Raw genomic sequence first — 17,206 nt, forward strand, 5'->3', positions numbered from 1 at the left:
ATGGCATGCCGCATCAGTGAGCTGGTCCTCGACGCCGCCGACCCCGAGCGGCTCGCCGCGTTCTGGAGCGAGGTCCTCGGCTACGTGGAACTCGGCCGCGAGGACGACGGGAGCATCGAGATCGGCCCGCCCGGCGGCGGCCCGCAGCCCACCCTCGTCCTCAGCCCCAGCAGCGGCCCGCGGACCGGGAAGCTCCCCCTGCACATCGACGTCAACGCCACCGACCGCGACCAGGACGCCGAGCTGGAACGGCTGCTCGCCCTCGGCGCCCGCCCCGCCGACGTCGGCCAGAGCGGCGCCGAGAGCTGGCACGTCCTGGCCGACCCGGAGGGCAACGAGTTCTGCCTCCTGCGCACCCGGATCCGGCCCGCCTGACGCGCGCCGGGCACGATCCGAAACGGCCTAGACCAGCCGGCCCGCGCCCGACTCGAAGTCCAGCAGCCGGACCTTGCGTTCCAGCCCGCCGCCGTACCCCGTCATGCCGCCCGAGGCCCCGATCACCCGGTGGCACGGGACGATGATCCCGATCGGGTTCTTCCCGTTGGCCAGCCCGACCGCGCGGGAGGCGTTCGGCTTGCCGAGCTCGTCCGCCAGCCGCCCGTACGACCACGTCTCGCCGTACGGGATGCGGACGAGCTGGTCCCACACGCTGCGCTGGAAGTCGGTGCCCTCCAGACGGAGCGGCAGGTCGAACGCGGTGAGCCCGCCGGCGAAGTACGCGGCCAGCTGCCGCACCACCTCGGGGAAGGGCTCCTCGGTGAGGGCGACCCGCTCGCCGAAGGACTCCTCCGCCGGCCGGTGCCGCTGCCCGGTCATGTACAGGCCGCTGAGGACCCCTTCCGTCGCGACCAGGGTGAGCGGTCCGTACGGGCTGTCGACGACGGTGTGCTGCCTGCTGCTGGGGTTCATGGTCGTAACGCGCCTTTCAGGCGGGGAGGTGGTTGACGGGGTGGTCGCCGGTGGCCCACAGGTACTGCACGGCGTACGCGCGCCACGGCCGCCAGCCCGCCGCCCGGGCGGTCAGCGCCGCCGGCGTGGACGGCAGCCCGAGGTCCTGCGCGGCCCGCCGGACACCGAGGTCGGACGGGAGGAACGCGTCCGGGTCGCCGAGCGCCCGCATCGCGATCACCTCGGTGGTCCACGGCCCGAAGCCCGGCAGCGCCGAGAGCCGGGCGCGGGCCGCGTCCCAGTCGCTGTCGATGCCGAGCGGCAGCGAGCCGTCGGCCAGCGCCGTGACCAGGGTGGTGAGCGTGGCACGCCGGCTGCGCGGCAGGGCCAGCGCCTCCGGGTCCAGTTCGGCCAGCGCCTCCGGGGACGGGAACAGCCGGGTCAGCCCGCCGTGCGGGTCCTCGACGCGCTCGCCGTGCGCGGCCACCAGCCGGGCCGCGTGCGTGCGCGCCGCAGCCGTGGACACCTGCTGCCCGAGCACGGCCCGTACGGCGAACTCCGCCGCGTCGACCGTACGGGGCACCCGGCGCCCGGGGGCCTTGTCCACCAGCGGGGCCAGCAGCGGGTCGGACCGCAGCTGCTCGTCCACCGCCTCCGGGTCGGCATCGAGGTCGAGCATCCAGCGGCAGCGGCTGATCGCGATCGTGAGGTCGCGCAGGTCGGTCAGGGCCAGCCGGCAGGCGATGTGGTCGGGCCGCGGCGCCAGGGCCACCACACCGGTGCCGAACGGCAGGCGCAGCGTGCGCCGGTACGCCCCGTCGCGCCACTCCTCGACCCCGGGTACGGCGGTCGCGGCGAGGTGGCCGAACAGGTTGTCGGGGTTGAGCGGGGCCCGGAACGGCAGCCGCAGGCTGATCGTCCCGGGGACGCGGGGCTGCGTGTCGGGCCGGCGGCTCGCCTTCGCCGCACGGACCCGCAGGTCGCTGGGGGAGAGGGCGAAGACCTCGCGCACGGTGTCGTTGAAGGTGCGGATCGAGGAGAACCCGGAGGCGAAGGCCACGTCCGCCATGGGGAGTTCGGAGGTCTCGATGAGCAGGCGGGCGGTCTGCGCGCGCTGCGCCCGGGCCAGGGCCAGCGGGCCAGCGCCGAGCTCGGCGTTCAGCTGCCGCTCCACCTGGCGGGTCGAGTAGCCGAGGCGGGTGGCGAGGCCGGGCACGCCCTCGCGGTCGACGACCCCGTCCTGGATGAGCCGCATCGCCCGGGCCACGGCGTCGGCGCGGGCGTTCCACTCGGGAGAGCCGGGGCTGGAGTCGGGGCGGCAGCGCTTGCAGGCGCGGAACCCGGCCTGCTGGCAGGCCGCGGCACTGGGCAGGAAGGTCATGTTCCCGACCTTGGGCGGCACGGCCGGACAGCTCGGACGGCAGTAGATCCTGGTGGTCAGGACGGCGGTGAAGAACCAGCCGTCGAAGCGGGCGTCCTTCGACTGCACGGCTCTGACGCAGCGGTCGGTGTCGGTGTGCATGAGTCCAGGATCCCCGCGCGGGGAGAGGTCGGCTGGCGGTTTTCCGACATCAAGACTACGCCGCCCGGAGCGGCGGTCACCCACCCGCCGGGGCCGGGCCCGCCGCCAGACGGTGGGCGTCCCGGGCCAGGGTCAGGGCGATCAGGTCGTGCGGGCGCGACAGTGAGCGGGAGGTGAGGTGCTCCAGCCGGCGCAGCCGGTTGAAGACCGTGTTGCGGTGGCAGTACAGCCGGGTCGCGGCCCGCCCCGCCGAGCCCTCGGCCGCGAGCCAGGCGTCCAGCGTCTCCAGCAGCACCGCCCGGTCCGCCGGATCCAGCTCCAGGAGCGGACCCAGCACCGCCTGGACCAGTTCCCCCGCCAGCTCGGGCTGGCGCACCACCAGGGCGGCCGGCAGCCGGTCCGCGAGGCGCACCAGGGTCCGGTCGTCCGGCGCACACGTGCCCAGCGCCGTCTCCGCCAGCCGCCGCGCCCGGCCCAGCTCCGCCAGGCCGTCCACCACCGGGCTGATCCCGCCCGGGCCCGGGCACCGGTCGGCGAGCTCGCCGACCAGCTCGTCGAGCGTTGAGTCCCCCAGGGACACCACCGCCAGCTCCTGCTCCGCCCGCATCCGCCAGAACATCCGCATCCCGCCCGCCGACGCCACCCGGTGCACCGAGTCCCGCCGGTCCACCGGGAGCACGACGACCGCGTACCGCCCCTGCTCGGGGAGGTCCAGGCCCGCCGCCGCCCGCGCCGCGAGGCCCGGCGCCGCGTTCCCCTCCAGCAGGGCGTCCAGCAACGCCTGCACCCGCTCGTCGCAGCGCCGCCGCAGCTCCAGCTCGCCCGCCCGGTAGGCCTCCGCCGTGGCCGCGGCCTGCTGTTCGATCCCGGCCCACATCGTGCCCGCCGTCCGCGCCAGCACCGGCAGGGCGTCGGGCTCGTCCTCCGTGACGATGTCCAGCAGGGCCTCCCAGGTCAGGCGGCCCGCCCGCCGGTACGCGTACAGCAACAGGTCGAGCGGCAGCCCCTGTTCGGCGCGCCTGCGCCCCAGCTCCTGCGCGTACGCCAGATCCCTGCGCGGGTCGCAGCCGCGCGCGGCGAACGCCTCGATGCCGTACCGCATCGCCTCGGACACCTGCTGCCAGTGCTCGGCCCGCGGCACCGCCAGGTCGAACAGCGGCGAGTGCTTCGCCAGATCGCCGATCAGCCGCTCCGTCAGCGCGGGAACGCGCTCCAGCAGCACCTCGGCCGCCGTCAGCAGCACCGACCATTCCGCTTCCGTGCGCGCCCTGCGTCCGCCCATGGCCGCCGAGGATGCCACCCCCCGACCCCCGCCGTAAGGGGCCGCGCCGGCAGGTCTGTGCCACTGCACAACGGCACCCCGCCCCCGGCTGGTCATCCGCAGCGATTGCGCTCCCGGCCGTGGACGCCCGCCCCCGCCCGGTGCTGGTCTGTGCGCCAGCACAACGTCAAAGAAACGGAGGGCATGTGGCTTCGCTCCAGGTGCGCGCACTGTCCGTCGGCTACGGGCCGGTACGGGCGCTGCGCGACGTGTCCCTCGACGTACCCGAGGGCGCCGTGGTCGTCGTGCTCGGCGGGAACGGCGCGGGAAAGACGACCCTGCTCCGGGCGGTGTCCCGGACGCTCGGCTTCCACCGGGGCGCCGCGACCGGCGGGAGCATCACCTTCGACGGCACAGCGCTGGACGGGACCTCCCCGGCCCGCGCGGTGGCCGCCGGGGTGGTGCAGGTCCCCGAGGGGCGGCAGGTGTTCGCCCGGATGACCGTCGCGGACAACCTGCGGGCCGGAGCGCTCGGCTCCCGGGCCGGCTCCCGGGCCGACACCGCCCGCTCGCTGGCCCGCGTCCACGAGCTGTTCCCGGTCCTCGCCTCCCGGTCCCGGCAGCGCGCCGGTCTGCTCTCCGGCGGCGAGCAGCAGATGCTCGCGCTGGGCCGGGCGCTGATGGCCCGGCCCCGGCTGCTGCTCCTGGACGAGCCCTCGCTGGGGCTCGCACCGAAGATGGCGGCCACCATCGCCGAGACGATCACCGAGATCAACGCCTCGGGCACCTCGGTGCTCCTGGTGGAGCAGAACGCGGCCCTCGCGCTGCGGCTCGCCTCCCACGCGTACGTCCTGGAGGTCGGCGAGGTCACCCTGTCCGGCCCGGCGGCCGAGCTCGCCGCCTCCGACGAGGTCCGCCGCCGCTACCTCGGCATCACGGACGAGGCCGCCCCGCCGCCGCGCGCGACCCGCCCGCTGGCGAGGTGGTCCGCGTGAACGCGTCCACGGCCCCCCACACGGCCGGCCCCCCGCCGCTCACCGTCAGCGACGTCACCGTCCGCTTCGCCGGCCTGACCGCCCTCGACGCGGTCTCGTTCACCGTCGAGCCGGGCAGCGTCCACGCCGTCATCGGCCCCAACGGCGCCGGCAAGTCCACCTGCTTCAACGTGCTCTCCGGGGTCTACCGGGCCGCCTCGGGCAGCGTCCGCTTCGGCCACGCCGAACTCACCGGCCTCGCCCCGCACGAGGTCGCCGCCCTCGGCGTCGCCCGCACCTTCCAGAACCTGGCCCTGCCTCCGCACACCACGGTCGCCGACAGCCTGCTCCTCGGCCGCCACCGGCTGATGCGGTCCGGCTTCCTCGCCGCCGGCCTGCGGCTGCCGTCCGCCGTCCGAGAGGACCGGCGCCACCGCGAACGGGTCCGCGAGATCGCCGCCTTCGTCGGCCTGGAGGCCGACCTGGCCGCCCCCGCGGGCTCCCTCCCGTACGGCAAACAGAAACTCGTGGAGCTGGCCCGGGCCCTGTGCATGGAGCCCCGGCTGCTGCTCCTGGACGAACCGGTCGCCGGGATGACCGCCGACGAGCGGCAGCGCACCGCCGCCGTCGTCGCGGGCGTGCGGGACGGCCTCGGCATATCGATCGTGCTGGTCGAACACGACATGGGGGTGGTGATGCGGCTCGCGGACGCGGTGACCGTACTCGACTTCGGAAAACGGATCGGCGGCGGGACCCCCGCCCAGGTGCAGAGCGACCCCGCGGTCGTGCGCGCCTACCTGGGCGAGGAGGAACCGGCCGCGTGACCACCTTCCTGGAACTGCTGCTCGGCGGCCTGTCCATGGGCTCCGTGTACGCGCTGATCGCCCTCGGCTTCGTCGTCATCTTCAAGGCCACCGAGGTCGTGAACTTCGCCCACGCCTCCCTCCTCCTCGCCGGCGGGTACGTGACCGCCGTCCTCCACGACGACATCGGCTTCTGGCCCGCACTCGCCGTCGGCATCGCCTCGGCCGCCGCGGTCGGCGCCGCGGTGGAGTTCCTCGTGATGCGCCGCTACCGGGGCCAGGACCAGAGCGTCCTCGCCATCGTCACCATCGGCGTGGACATCCTGATCACCACCGACCTCACCCGCCGCATCGGTACGGACGTCCTCGCGCTCGGCGACCCGTGGGGCGACGCCGTCGTCCACCTCGGCCCGGTCGTCCTCCCGCAGACCCGGATCGCGGCCTTCGTCTCCGCCGCCCTGCTGATCGGCGCGTTCCTGCTGGTCTTCCGGTACACCGCCTGGGGAGTCGCCATGCGGGCCGCCGCCGAGAAGCCGGAGACCGCCGCCCTCATGGGCGTCCGGCTGGGCCGGGTCTCGCTGGCCGCCTGGGCGGTGGCCGGGTCCCTGGCCGCCGTGGCCGCGCTCTTCCTCACCGTCTTCCCCACCCCCGGCCTGGAACGGGCCACCTCACTGGCGGCCCTCAAGGCCTTCCCCGCCGCCATCCTGGGCGGCCTCGACTCCACCACCGGAGCCCTCGCGGGAGGCCTGATCGTCGGAGTCACCGAGGCCATGGCGACCGGCTACCAGAGCGAGCTCGCCTTCCTCGGCCGCGGCATCGGGGACCTCGCCCCGTACCTGGTCATGGTCGTGGTCCTGCTCCTGCGCCCGGCGGGCCTCTTCGGAACGAAGGAGCCCGCCCGTGTCTGAGCACGAGACCGCGGTACCCGGCCCGCAGGGCGCCCCCGACGGCCCGGCCGGGTCCACGGCACCCACGACGCCCGCCGCCGCGCCGGGCCCCGAGGCGGCCGCCGGGCACACCACGACCTCCGGACGGGTCCCCGCGCAGCCCGACGGCGGGCGGAGCCGCACGGCCGTCGGCGGGCTCCGGCCCCCGACAGCGCGGCACCGCCTCCGGTACGCCCTGTGGGCCGCGGGGGGAGTCGTGCTGCTCGCCCTGCCGTTCTACCTGGAGCGCTTCTGGCTCCAGGCCGGCCTGTTCGCCATCGCCGCCGGGATCGGCGCCATCGGCCTCAACCTGCTCACCGGATCCACCGGGCAACTGTCGATGGGGCACGCCTTCTTCCTGGCCGTCGGCGCGTACGGCTACTGCGTCCTGGCCGGGGAGGGCGGCCGCTCCGGCGGCCACCAGCTGGTCGGACTGGGCCTGCCGAGCTGGCTCGCCGCGGTCCTCGCCGTCGCCCTCGCGGGCGCCGCGGGGGGCCTCTTCAGCCCCATCGCCGGCCGCCTGCGCGGCGCGTACCTCGGCATCGCCACCCTCGCGCTGATCTTCATCGGCCAGCACGTGCTGTTCAACGCCACCGCCCTCACCGGCGGCTTCAACGGCCGCCCCGTCGAACCCCTGTCCCTCCTCGGGATCACCTTCGACGACACCGAGACCGTGATCGCGGCCGTCCCCTTCCAGTCCGCCGAGAAGCTCTGGTACGTGGCCCTGGCCGCGCTCCTCGCCTGCGCCCTGTTCGCCCGCGGTGTCCTGCGCGGGCGGCCCGGGCGGGCCCTGAACGCCATCCGGGACCACAACATCGCCGCCGGGGTGATGGGCGTGCCCGTGGCCCGCCACCGCGCCGCCGTGTTCGTCCTGTCCTCCATGTACGCCGGCCTCGCCGGGGTCCTGCTCGCCCTCGTCTTCCAGCGGACGGTGCCCGACTACTTCGGCATGGTCCTGTCCCTGGAGTACCTCGCCATGATCGTGATCGGCGGGCTCGGCACGGTCGGCGGCGCCGTCGTCGGCGCGGTCTTCGTCTCCCTGCTGCCCCAGCTGCTCACCCGGTACAGCGACGCCCTCCCCCTGGTCTCCGCCCCCGGCAGCGGCGGCGTCTCCCCGGGCGAGGCGTCCCGCTACCTCTACGGCGCGGCCGTCGTCGCGGTGGTCCTGTTCCTCCCCGGCGGCCTGGCCCGCATCCGCCCCTCCCAGCCCGCACGCCCCCCGAAGGAGCCAGCGTGAACAGAGTCCGTACGGTCCGCCCCCGCCAGCGCGCGCGACTCGGTACGGCGGCCCTCGCGGCCGCCCTCGTCCTCACCGGCGCCGCCGGATGCAGCGGAAAAGCGGGCGGCGGCGCCGGCGACCAGCAGGGAGAGGACGGCCTCAAGACCGGCAAGGGCGTTTCCGCGACCGCGATCCGGCTCGGCGCCCTCACCGACATGACCGGCGTCTACGCCTCCCTCGGCAAGAGCGTCACCCAGGCCCAGCAACTGTGGGTCAAGCAGGCCAACGCCTCCGGCGGCATCTGCGGCCGGCAGCTGGAGCTGACGGTCCGCGACCACGGCTACGACCCGCAGAAGGCGCTCGCCGGCTACACGGAGCTGGAGCCCGAGGTGCTCGGCTTCGCCCAGTTCATCGGGTCCCCGTTCGTCGCCGCCGTCGAGGACCGCGTCGACGGCCAGGACAAGGGCCTGGTCATCCCCCAGGCCTGGTCCGCGTCGCTGCTGGGAAGCCCGTACGTCCGCACGATCGGCGCCACGTACGACATCGAGACGGTCAACCTCGTCGGCTACCTGCTGGAACAGAAGCGGGTCGCCTCCGGCGACAAGATCGGGCAGGTCTACTTCGAGGGGGACTACGGCGAGAACGCCCTGGCGGGGGCCAAGCACGCGGCCGCGGAGGCCGGGCTGACCATCGTGGAACAGAAGATCAAGCCCACCGACAACGACATGTCCGCCCAGGTCGCGGCGCTCAAGCAGGCCGGGGTCAAGGCCGTCGTGGTCAGCGCGGGGCCCCGGCAGGCGGCCTCGCTCGTCGGGGTCGCCGCGGCCGGCGGCTGGAACGTCCCGGTGGTCGGCAACAACTCCGCGTTCTCGCCGCAGCTGCTCGCCACCCCGGCGGGTGCGGCCCTGCAGAAGGACTACTACGTCGCCGCCTCCACGCTCCCGATCGGCTCCACCGAGCCGGGACCGGCGGCCCTCGCCGCGGCCTACACGGCGGAGTACCCGGGAGCGGCCCTCGACAACGGCGTGGTGGCCGGGTACTCGGCGGCCGGGGTCTACGGCGAGGCGCTGAAGAAGGCCTGCGCCGACAAGGACCTCACCCGCGAGGGGGTCGGCAAGGCGCTGCTGACCCTGAAGTCCTACGACGGCGGGTTCGGGATCACGCACGACTTCTCCGACCCGAAGGCCCCGTCGACCCGGCAGAGCGTGATCATGAAGCCGGACGGCAAGACACCGGGCGGCCTGAAGGTGGTCAAGGAGGCCGGCGTCGCGCCCGCGGCGGAGAAGTTCACTCCGGCGGGCTGATCCCCGCACCCGCCCCGCACGCGTTCGTGGCCGGTCACCCTCGCGGGAGGCCGGCCACGAACGCGTGCGGGGTCCCCGCCACCACGGCGCGGTCCCCGCACGCGGGTGGCCGGCCACGAACGCGTGCGGGGTCCGCGCCACCACGACGCGGTCCCCGCCACCACGGCGGCGGGCCCCCCACACCCCTCCCGGCCTTCCACGGGCCCCTGTGGGCCCTCCCCGGCCCGCGGCGCCCTCCGGGGCCGGGCGGGGGGCGGACGGCGCCTGCGGCGGCTTAGGGCCCCGGAGTACGGGGCACCGCGTGGGCCGCCGCAGGCGCCCGTACGACGAGAGGGCCCCGGATGCCGTCTGGCATCCGGGGCCCTCTCACACGTCGAGCACGGCGCTACGGCTGGGTCGCCCGCGCCTCGCGGCGGTTGTGCCGGAAGGTGTTGGCCCTCCGGGTCGTCGCGAACAGCGGGATGGTGGCCGCCAGCGCGATCTGCAGGGCGCAGCCCGTCTGCAGCAGCAGCTGGCCGCCGGGGGCGTCGAACGCCCAGGCCGCCAGCAGGCCCATCGCCCCGACGATCCAGCTCAGCATCGCCACCGCGAGGACGCCCCGCGGCTTGGGGTACTCGACCCGGCTCACCATCAGCCAGGCCACCCCGATGATCGCCAGCAGCGTCGGGATGAACGGCAGCTCCAGCAGCACGATCGAGACGACCGTGAGCGCGCCGAAGGGGCTCGGCATGCCCTGGAACATGCCGTCCTTCAGCGTCACGCAGCTGAATCTCGCGAGCCTGAGCACCACGGCCAGCAGCACCACGATCGCGGCGAGCGCCGACATCTTCTGGTGCGCGTCGTCGGCGACCATGCCGTAGACGAGCACGAAGTACGCGGGCGCCAGTCCGAAGCTGATCAGGTCGGACAGGTTGTCCAGCTCGGCACCCATCGGCGAGCTGCGCAGCTTGCGGGCCACGATGCCGTCGAAGAGGTCGAAGACCGCGGCGAGCAGCATCAGTATCACCGCCGTCGCGGCGCTGTGACGGGCCATGCCCGACTCGTTGCTGCCGGTCAGGTGCGGGATGAGGATTCCGGTGGTGGTGAAGTACACCGCCATGAATCCGCAGGTCGCGTTGCCGAGGGTGAGGGTGTCCGCTATCGACAACCGCATCGAGAGCGGCATGTCGTCTCCGGCGGACTCCTCCTCGGCGTGCTCCGGCACCCAGCCGGCGGCGGGACTCTCGGGGTCAGTCACGGTCAATTCGGGTCACCCCCGCGGTGGTGGTCTGACCGACCTCGACCGCGACCTCGACGCCCTCGGGGAGGTAGATGTCGACTCGGGATCCGAAGCGGATCAGACCGATGCGTTCGCCCTGCTCCACCTTGGTACCGGCCGGGAGGTAGGGCACGATGCGACGGGCGACGGCGCCGGCGATCTGCACCATCTCGATGTCGCCGAGCTCGGTGTCGAAGTGCCAGACGACCCGCTCGTTGTTCTCGCTCTCCTTGTTGAACGCCGGAACGAATCCGCCGGGGACGTGCTCCACGGACGTCACCGTGCCCGCGAGGGGCGCCCGGTTGACGTGGACGTTCAGCGGGCTCATGAAGATCGCGACGCGGGTGCGCCCGTCCTTCCACGGCATGATGCTCTGCACCACACCGTCGGCGGGCGAGATGACGCGGCCCTGGGCGATCTCACGCTCGGGGTCGCGGAAGAACCACAGCATGCCCGCCGCGAGCGCGGTGACGGGCACGGCCGCCGCGGCCCAGCGCCCGGACTTGCGAGCCCGGGTGAGGCTGAGCGCCGCGGTGGCGACGGTCGGCAGAAGCCACGGCGATGCTCCGCGCGCGAGGCGTACGCCAAGGAGGCTGTCGCGAGGTGCAGAGGTTTGGCTGTGGGGCATGGATGACCTTCGTAGCGGGTGATTGCCGCGCCGCAAACAGGGGGACGGGACGGCGGCTTTACTGGAATGCTATCGGTTGCACGCAACAACTGGGCAAGCCAGAAGCCGAGTCGATGGCCGTCGGCCAGTGACTGGCAGTGACCCTTTCGCGACGAACCCATGGACGATTCGCAGCAAAAGGTACTTTCAGCCCTGGAGTCGGTACTCCTCAAGCAGGCGTCGCCCGATGATCATTTTCTGGATCTCGGCGGTACCTTCACCGATCAGCAGCATCGGGGCCTCCCGGTAGAGGCGCTCGATCTCGTACTCCTTCGAGAAGCCGTAGCCGCCGTGGATGCGGAACGCGTCCTCCACCACCTCCTTGCAGTACTCGGAGGCGAGGTACTTCGCCATCCCTGCTTCGAGGTCGTTTCGTTCCCCGGAGTCCTTTTTGCGTGCTGCATTGACCATCATCGCATGGGCGGCTTCGACCTTGGTAGCCATCTCGGCCAGCTTGAACTGGATGGCCTGGTGCTCGGCGATCGCCTTGCCGAAAGTGTGACGTTGCTGGGCATATGAGACACCCAGCTCGAAGGCACGCTGAGCGACGCCGCAGCCACGCGCCGCCACGTTCACCCGGCCGACCTCGACCCCGTCCATCATTTGGTAAAACCCTCGGCCCGTCTGGCCTCCGAGGACCCGATTGGCCGGACTGCGCAGTCCGTCCATGATGAGCTCGGTCGTGTCGACGCCCTTGTAGCCCATCTTGTCGATCTTGCCCGGGATCGTCAGGCCCGGACGGACCTCACCGAAGCCCGGCTCCTTCTCGACGAGGAAGGTCGTCATCGACTTGTGCGGGGGCGTTCCCTCGGCGTGTCCTTCGTCACTCCGGACGAGAACGGCCACCAGGGTGGACGTGCCGCCGTTCGTCAGCCACATCTTCTGACCGTTCAGGACGTACTCGTCGCCGTCCCGCACCGCCTTCGACGTGATGGCCGACACGTCGGAGCCGAGCGCCGGCTCGGACATCGAGAACGCGCCGCGCACCTCGCCGAGCGCCATCCGCGGCAGGAAGTGGTCCTTCTGCTCCTGCGTGCCGTGCTGCTTGAGCATGTACGCCACGATGAAGTGCGTGTTGATGATGCCCGAGACGGACATCCAGCCCCGCGCTATCTCCTCGACGCACAGGGCGTACGTGAGGAGCGACTCACCCAGGCCGCCGTACTCCTCCGGGATCATCAGGCCGAACAGGCCGAGCTCCTTGAGCCCGTCGACGATGTCCTGCGGGTACTCGTCGCGGTGCTCCAGCTGGGTGGCGACCGGGATGATCTCCTTGTCGACGAACTCCCGGACGGTCTTGAGGATCTCCCGCTGGACGTCCGTGAGCCCGGCGGTCTGGGCGAGTCGGGCCATGGCTACTTCACCTGTTCCTTCAGCGTGGGGCGGCCGGGCTGCTCGCCGCCGCGCTCCTTGATGTACGTCTCGGTCGGGACCATCACCTTGCGCCGGAAGACGCAGACGAGGGTGCCGTCCTGCTTGTAGCCCTTGGTCTCCACGTACACGATGCCCCGGTCGTTCTTCGACTTCGACGGGGTCTTGTCGAGGACCGTGGTCTCGCCGTAGAGGGTGTCGCCGTGGAAGGTCGGCGCCACGTGGCGCAGCGACTCGATCTCCAGGTTGGCGATGGCCTTGCCGGAGACGTCCGGGACGGACATGCCCAGCAGCAGCGAGTAGATGTAGTTGCCCACGACCACGTTCTTGCCGAAGTCGGTGGTGTTCTCCGCGTAGTTGCTGTCCATGTGGAGCGGGTGGTGGTTCATGGTCAGCAGACAGAAGAGGTGGTCGTCGTACTCGGTGACGGTCTTTCCGGGCCAGTGCTTGTAGACCGCTCCGACCTCGAACTCTTCGTACGTGCGTCCGAACTGCATGGTCCTAGGCCTCCGCCGTCTTCTCGGTCGAGGGGTGTTCGAACTTGCTGGTGCGCTGCATCCCCGCGGCGCGTCCCTTGCCCGCGACGACCAGGGCCATCTTGCGGCTGGCCTCGTCGATCATCTCGTCCCCGAGCATCGCCGAGCCCTTCTTGCCGCCGGCCTCGGAGGTGCACCAGTCGTACGCGTCGAGGATCAGCTCGGCGTGGTCGTAGTCCTCCTGCGACGGGGAGAAGACCTCGTTCGCCGCGTCGACCTGGCCCGGGTGCAGGACCCACTTGCCGTCGAAGCCCAGCGCCGCCGCCCGGCCCGCCACCTCACGGTAGGCGTCCACGTCGCGGATCTGGAGGAAGGGGCCGTCGATCGCCTGGAGGTTGTGCGTGCGGGCCGCCATCAGGATGCGCATCAGGATGTAGTGGTAGGCGTCCGCCCCGTACCCGGGCGGCTGCATGCCCACGACCAGCGTCTTCATGTTGATCGAGGCCATGAAGTCGGCCGGGCCGAAGATGATCGTCTCCAGCCGGGGGGAGGCGGCGGCGATCTCGTCGACGTTCACCAGGCCCTTGGCGTTCTCGATCTGCGCCTCGATGCCGATCTTGCCGACCTCGAAGCCCATCGTCTTCTCGATCTGCGTCAGGAGGAGGTCCAGGGCCACGATCTGCTGGGCGTCCTGGACCTTCGGCAGCATGATGCAGTCGAGGTTCTGGCCCGCGCCCTCGACGACCGTGATGACGTCACGGTACGTCCAGTGCGTGGTCCAGTCGTTGACGCGCACGACCCGGGTCTTGCCCGTCCAGTCGCCGTTGTTCAGCGCGTCCACGATCGTGTGGCGTGCGCCCTCCTTGGCGAGCGGCGCGCAGGCGTCCTCCAGGTCCAGGAAGACCTGGTCGGCCGGCAGGCCCTGGGCCTTCTCCAGGAAGCGCGGGTTCGACCCCGGGACCGCGAGGCAGGAACGGCGCGGGCGGAGACGGTTCACCGGGTGGGGCGTGGTCATGCGGGGACCTCCGTGCTTGCAGCGATGTCGGTGCTGATGAGGGGCTCGAGCTTGTTGGCCTTGCGGATCTCGTCGACGATACGGCCGATGATCTCCGTGATGCCGAAGTCCTTCGGCGTGAACACGGCGGCGACCCCGGCCGCCTTCAGCGTCACGGCGTCGGCGTTCGGAATGATGCCTCCGACGATGACGGGGATGTCACCCGCCCCCGCCGTGCGGAGCCGTTCGAGGACATCCGGGACGAGCGCGCAGTGCGAACCGGACAGGATGGACAGTCCCACGCAGTGCACGTCCTCCGCCAGCGCCGCCGAGGAGATCTCCTCGGGCGTCAGCCGGATGCCCTGGTAGACCACCTCGAAGCCCGCGTCGCGGGCCCGGACGGCGATCTGCTCGGCGCCGTTGGAGTGGCCGTCCAGGCCGGGCTTGCCGACCAGCAGGCGCAGCCGGCCCGCGCCGAGGTCGTCGGCGGTGCGGGAGACCTTCTCGCGGACGAGGGCCATCGGAGTGCCCTCCTCGGCGGTGACCGCCACCGGGGCCGAGGAGACCCCGGTCGGCGCGCGGAACTCCCCGAACACCTCGCGCAGGGCGATCGACCACTCGCCGGTGGTGACGCCGGCGCGGGCGCACTCCAGGGTGGCCTCCATCAGGTTCTCGGTGCCGGCCGCGGCATCCTTCAGCCGGTCCAGGGCCTGGCGGACCGTCGGGAAGACGAACGGGTCGCCGTCGCCCTGCCGGTCGGAGGACTCCTGCCGCTCGGCCCGCCAGCGCCCGATCCGCTCGACGATCTGGGCCTCCACGGCGCCGTCGACCGTCATGATGGCGCCGTCCAGGTCGGAGGTGAGCGGGTTCTCCTCCGTCTGCTGGAAGCAGTTGACCCCGACGATCTTGTCCTCGCCGGCCTCGATCCGGGCCCGCCGCTCGGCGTGCGAGGAAACCAGCTGGGACTTCAGGTAGCCGGACTCGACGGCCGCCATCGCGCCGCCCATCTCCTGGATCCGGTCGATCTCGGCCAGGCACTCGGCGACCAGGGACTGGACCTTCGCCTCGATGACGTGCGATCCCTCGAAGATGTCCTCGTACTCCAGCAGGTCGCTCTCGTGCGCCAGGACCTGCTGGATGCGCAGCGACCACTGCTGGTCCCACGGCCGGGGCAGGCCCAGGGCCTCGTTCCAGGCGGGGAGCTGCACGGCGCGGGCGCGGGCGTCCTTGGAGAGGGTGACGGCCAGCATCTCCAGCACGATGCGCTGGACGTTGTTCTCCGGCTGGGCCTCGGTCAGGCCGAGGGAGTTGACCTGGACGCCGTACCGGAAGCGCCGCTGCTTGTCGTTCTCGATGCCGTAGCGCTCGCGGGTGACCTTGTCCCAGATGCGGCCGAAGGCGCGCATCTTGCACATCTCCTCGATGAAGCGGACGCCCGCGTTCACGAAGAACGAGATCCGGGCGACCACCTCGCCGAACCGCTCCTCGGGCACCTGCCCCGAGTCGCGGACCGAGTCCAGCACGGCGATGGCCGTGGACATCGCGTACGAGATCTCCTGGACCGGGGTGGCCCCGGCCTCCTGCAGGTGGTAGCTGCAGATGTTGATCGGGTTCCACTTCGGGATGTGGTTGACCGTGTACGCGATCATGTCCGTCGTCAGGCGGAGGGACGGTCCCGGCGGGAAGACGTGCGTCCCGCGCGAGAGGTACTCCTTGACGATGTCGTTCTGGGTGGTGCCCTGGAGCTGGGAGATGTCCGCCCCCTGCTCCTCGGCGGCCACCTGATAGAGCGCCAGCAGCCACATGGCGGTGGCGTTGATCGTCATCGAGGTGTTCATCTGCTCCAGGGGGATGTCCTGGAACAGCCGCCGCATGTCGCCCAGATGGGAGACCGGGACCCCGACCCGGCCCACCTCGCCGCGGGCGAGGATGTGGTCCGGGTCGTAGCCGGTCTGCGTCGGCAGGTCGAACGCGACCGACAGGCCGGTCTGGCCCTTGGCGAGGTTGCGGCGGTACAGCTCGTTGGACGCCTCGGCCGTGGAGTGGCCGGCGTACGTCCGCATGAGCCACGGACGGTCCTTCTGGCGCTCTGTCATCTCAGGCTGTCCCTTGGCCTCGGACGTCTCAGACGTTGCGGAAGCGGTTGATGGCGTCGAGGTGCGTCGCGCGCATCTCGTGGTCGCGCACGCCCAGGCCCTCCTCGGGGGCCAGCGCGAGGACGCCGACCTTGCCCTGGTGGAGGTTGCGGTGGACGTCGTAGGCGGCCTGGCCGGTCTCTTCCAGCGAGTAGACCTTCGAGAGGGTGGGGTGGATCTTGCCCTTCGCGATCAGGCGGTTGGCCTCCCACGCCTCGCGGTAGTTCGCGAAGTGCGAGCCGATGATCCGCTTGAGGGACATCCAGAGGTAGCGGTTGTCGTACTCGTGCATGTAGCCCGAGGTCGAGGCGCAGGTGGTGATGGTGCCGCCCTTGCGGGTGACGTACACGGAGGCGCCGAAGGTCTCGCGGCCCGGGTGCTCGAAGACGATGTCGATGTCCTCGCCGCCGGTCAGCTCGCGGATGCGCTTGCCGAAGCGCTTCCACTCCTTCGGGTCCTGGGTGTGCTCGTCCTTCCAGAACTTGTAGCCCTCGGCGCTGCGGTCGATGATCGCGGTCGCGCCCATCGCCCGGCAGATGTCCGCCTTCTGGGCGCTGGAGACGACGCAGATCGGGTTGGCGCCGCCGGCCAGCGCGAACTGGGTGGCGTAGGAGCCGAGGCCGCCGCTCGCGCCCCAGATCAGGACGTTGTCGCCCTGCTTCATGCCGGCGCCGTTGCGGGAGACGAGCTGGCGGTAGGCGGTGGAGTTCACCAGGCCGGGGGAGGCGGCCTCCTCCCAGCTGAGGTGGTCCGGCTTGGGCATCAGCTGGTTCGACTTGACCAGGGCGATCTCCGCCAGGCCGCCGAAGTTGGTCTCGAATCCCCAGATGCGCTGCTCCGGGTCGAGCATCGTGTCGTTGTGGCCGTCGGAGGACTCCAGCTCGACCGAGAGGCAGTGCGCGACGACCTCGTCGCCCGGCTTCCAGGCGTTCACGCCGGGACCGGTGCGCAGGACGACGCCCGCGAGGTCGGAGCCGATGACGTGGTACGGCAGGTCGTGGCGCTTGGTGAGCTCCGACAGGCGGCCGTAGCGCTCCAGGAAGCTGAAGGTGGACACCGGCTCGAAGATCGAGGTCCAGACGGAGTTGTAGTTGACCGAGGAGGCCATGACGGCCACCAGGGCCTCGCCGGGACCCAGTTCGGGAACCGGGACCTGGTCGAGGTGCAGGGACTTGCGGGGGTCCTTCTCGCGGGTGGTGAGCCCCGAGAACATCTCCGCCTCGTCCTTGTGCACGGTGATCGCGCGGTACGAGTCGGGGAGCGGCAGGGCCGCGAAGTCCGCGGCCGTAGCGGTCTGCGACTGGATCGCGTCCAGGATGTCCTTCACGGTAGAGCCTCCGGCATGAGCGCTGATGAGGGTGCGCTGGGGGATACGCGTTGCGTGCGTGTGGGTGGTTGCTTCGAGGTG

The 17,206-nt window shown here is 71.9% G+C and carries 16 protein-coding genes; 6 read left to right on the top strand and 10 right to left on the bottom strand.

Features of this window, described 5'->3' with window-relative positions; translation table 11 throughout:
- Positions 1-375, top strand: a complete 375-nt coding sequence (locus ACFWW8_RS06830) for a VOC family protein (protein WP_386524602.1) — start codon at positions 1-3, stop codon at positions 373-375.
- A 27-nt stretch (positions 376-402) separates the two neighbouring features.
- Here ACFWW8_RS06830 and ACFWW8_RS06835 read toward each other — a convergent pair whose 3' ends face one another.
- From ACFWW8_RS06835 to ACFWW8_RS06845, 3 genes are all read right to left on the bottom strand, one after another.
- Positions 403-909 carry a methylated-DNA--[protein]-cysteine S-methyltransferase gene (locus ACFWW8_RS06835; RefSeq protein WP_386524604.1) on the bottom strand — a complete coding sequence of 169 codons (507 nt, stop codon included), beginning with the start codon at positions 907-909 and terminating at the stop codon, positions 403-405.
- 16 nt (positions 910-925) lie between these two features.
- Positions 926-2,410, bottom strand: coding sequence for an AlkA N-terminal domain-containing protein (locus tag ACFWW8_RS06840; protein WP_386524607.1), 1,485 nt, complete (start codon positions 2,408-2,410; stop codon positions 926-928).
- A 76-nt stretch (positions 2,411-2,486) separates the two neighbouring features.
- Positions 2,487-3,692, bottom strand: a complete 1,206-nt coding sequence (locus ACFWW8_RS06845; protein WP_386524609.1) for a PucR family transcriptional regulator — start codon at positions 3,690-3,692, stop codon at positions 2,487-2,489.
- A gap of 185 nt (positions 3,693-3,877) precedes the next feature.
- Between ACFWW8_RS06845 and ACFWW8_RS06850 the strand changes: the two genes are divergently transcribed.
- The 5 genes from ACFWW8_RS06850 (at position 3,878) to ACFWW8_RS06870 (ending at position 8,897) form a co-directional block, all read left to right on the top strand.
- Positions 3,878-4,666, top strand: a complete 789-nt coding sequence (locus ACFWW8_RS06850; protein ID WP_386524611.1) for an ABC transporter ATP-binding protein — start codon at positions 3,878-3,880, stop codon at positions 4,664-4,666.
- Positions 4,654-5,469 carry an ABC transporter ATP-binding protein gene (locus ACFWW8_RS06855; RefSeq protein ID WP_386524614.1) on the top strand — a complete coding sequence of 272 codons (816 nt, stop codon included), beginning with the start codon at positions 4,654-4,656 and terminating at the stop codon, positions 5,467-5,469. The genes ACFWW8_RS06850 and ACFWW8_RS06855 overlap by 13 nt, the downstream gene beginning before the upstream one ends.
- Complete coding sequence (locus ACFWW8_RS06860; protein ID WP_386524616.1) at positions 5,466-6,356, top strand: branched-chain amino acid ABC transporter permease; 891 nt, start codon at positions 5,466-5,468, stop codon at positions 6,354-6,356. The genes ACFWW8_RS06855 and ACFWW8_RS06860 overlap by 4 nt, the downstream gene beginning before the upstream one ends.
- A 214-nt stretch (positions 6,357-6,570) precedes the next feature.
- Entirely contained in the window at positions 6,571-7,611 is a 1,041-nt protein-coding gene (locus ACFWW8_RS06865; RefSeq protein ID WP_386525096.1) for a branched-chain amino acid ABC transporter permease, read from the top strand.
- A complete protein-coding gene (locus ACFWW8_RS06870) occupies positions 7,608-8,897 on the top strand; it encodes an ABC transporter substrate-binding protein (RefSeq protein WP_386524619.1) in 1,290 nt (429 codons plus the stop codon). Before ACFWW8_RS06865 ends, ACFWW8_RS06870 begins: the two co-directional genes overlap by 4 nt.
- 385 nt (positions 8,898-9,282) lie before the next feature.
- Here the strand turns inward: ACFWW8_RS06870 and pssA are convergent, their stop codons facing one another.
- The 7 genes from pssA to ccrA all read right to left on the bottom strand — a co-directional run bounded on the left by pssA (position 9,283) and on the right by ccrA (position 17,125).
- Entirely contained in the window at positions 9,283-10,062 is a 780-nt protein-coding gene (gene pssA, locus ACFWW8_RS06875; protein ID WP_386525098.1) for a CDP-diacylglycerol--serine O-phosphatidyltransferase, read from the bottom strand.
- A 64-nt stretch (positions 10,063-10,126) separates the two neighbouring features.
- Complete coding sequence (locus ACFWW8_RS06880) at positions 10,127-10,783, bottom strand: phosphatidylserine decarboxylase (protein ID WP_386524622.1); 657 nt, start codon at positions 10,781-10,783, stop codon at positions 10,127-10,129.
- 186 nt (positions 10,784-10,969) lie between these two features.
- On the bottom strand, positions 10,970-12,175 hold the full coding sequence (locus tag ACFWW8_RS06885) for an acyl-CoA dehydrogenase family protein (protein ID WP_386524623.1): 1,206 nt from the start codon (positions 12,173-12,175) through the stop codon (positions 10,970-10,972).
- Between the two features lie 2 nt (positions 12,176-12,177).
- Complete coding sequence (locus ACFWW8_RS06890) at positions 12,178-12,690, bottom strand: MaoC family dehydratase (protein ID WP_267720681.1); 513 nt, start codon at positions 12,688-12,690, stop codon at positions 12,178-12,180.
- A 4-nt stretch (positions 12,691-12,694) separates the two neighbouring features.
- Positions 12,695-13,684: an HpcH/HpaI aldolase/citrate lyase family protein gene (locus ACFWW8_RS06895; protein WP_386524626.1), complete on the bottom strand. Its 990-nt coding sequence runs from the start codon at positions 13,682-13,684 to the stop codon at positions 12,695-12,697.
- Positions 13,681-15,759, bottom strand: coding sequence for a protein meaA (locus tag ACFWW8_RS06900; RefSeq protein WP_386524628.1), 2,079 nt, complete (start codon positions 15,757-15,759; stop codon positions 13,681-13,683). The genes ACFWW8_RS06895 and ACFWW8_RS06900 overlap by 4 nt, the downstream gene beginning before the upstream one ends.
- A gap of 28 nt (positions 15,760-15,787) precedes the next feature.
- Positions 15,788-17,125 (bottom strand): crotonyl-CoA carboxylase/reductase, encoded by a 1,338-nt coding sequence (gene ccrA, locus ACFWW8_RS06905; RefSeq protein WP_386524631.1) that lies wholly within the window; start codon positions 17,123-17,125, stop codon positions 15,788-15,790.
- Positions 17,126-17,206: the final 81 nt, after the last annotated feature.

Source organism: Streptomyces sp. NPDC058701, assembly GCF_042715295.1.
GTDB lineage: Bacteria > Actinomycetota > Actinomycetes > Streptomycetales > Streptomycetaceae > Streptomyces.

Excerpts from the sequence above, each read along its gene's own strand:
- ACFWW8_RS06830 (WP_386524602.1), top strand. The coding sequence starts at position 1 with ATGGCATGCCGCATCAGTGAGCTGGTCCTCGACGCCGCCGACCCCGAG.
- ACFWW8_RS06835 (WP_386524604.1), bottom strand. The coding sequence starts at position 909 with ATGAACCCCAGCAGCAGGCAGCACACCGTCGTCGACAGCCCGTACGGA.
- ACFWW8_RS06840 (WP_386524607.1), bottom strand. The coding sequence starts at position 2,410 with ATGCACACCGACACCGACCGCTGCGTCAGAGCCGTGCAGTCGAAGGAC.
- ACFWW8_RS06845 (WP_386524609.1), bottom strand. The coding sequence starts at position 3,692 with ATGGGCGGACGCAGGGCGCGCACGGAAGCGGAATGGTCGGTGCTGCTG.
- pssA (WP_386525098.1), bottom strand. The coding sequence starts at position 10,062 with ATGCCGCTCTCGATGCGGTTGTCGATAGCGGACACCCTCACCCTCGGC.
- ACFWW8_RS06880 (WP_386524622.1), bottom strand. The coding sequence starts at position 10,783 with ATGCCCCACAGCCAAACCTCTGCACCTCGCGACAGCCTCCTTGGCGTA.
- ACFWW8_RS06885 (WP_386524623.1), bottom strand. The coding sequence starts at position 12,175 with ATGGCCCGACTCGCCCAGACCGCCGGGCTCACGGACGTCCAGCGGGAG.
- ACFWW8_RS06890 (WP_267720681.1), bottom strand. The coding sequence starts at position 12,690 with ATGCAGTTCGGACGCACGTACGAAGAGTTCGAGGTCGGAGCGGTCTAC.
- ACFWW8_RS06895 (WP_386524626.1), bottom strand. The coding sequence starts at position 13,684 with ATGACCACGCCCCACCCGGTGAACCGTCTCCGCCCGCGCCGTTCCTGC.
- ACFWW8_RS06900 (WP_386524628.1), bottom strand. The coding sequence starts at position 15,759 with ATGACAGAGCGCCAGAAGGACCGTCCGTGGCTCATGCGGACGTACGCC.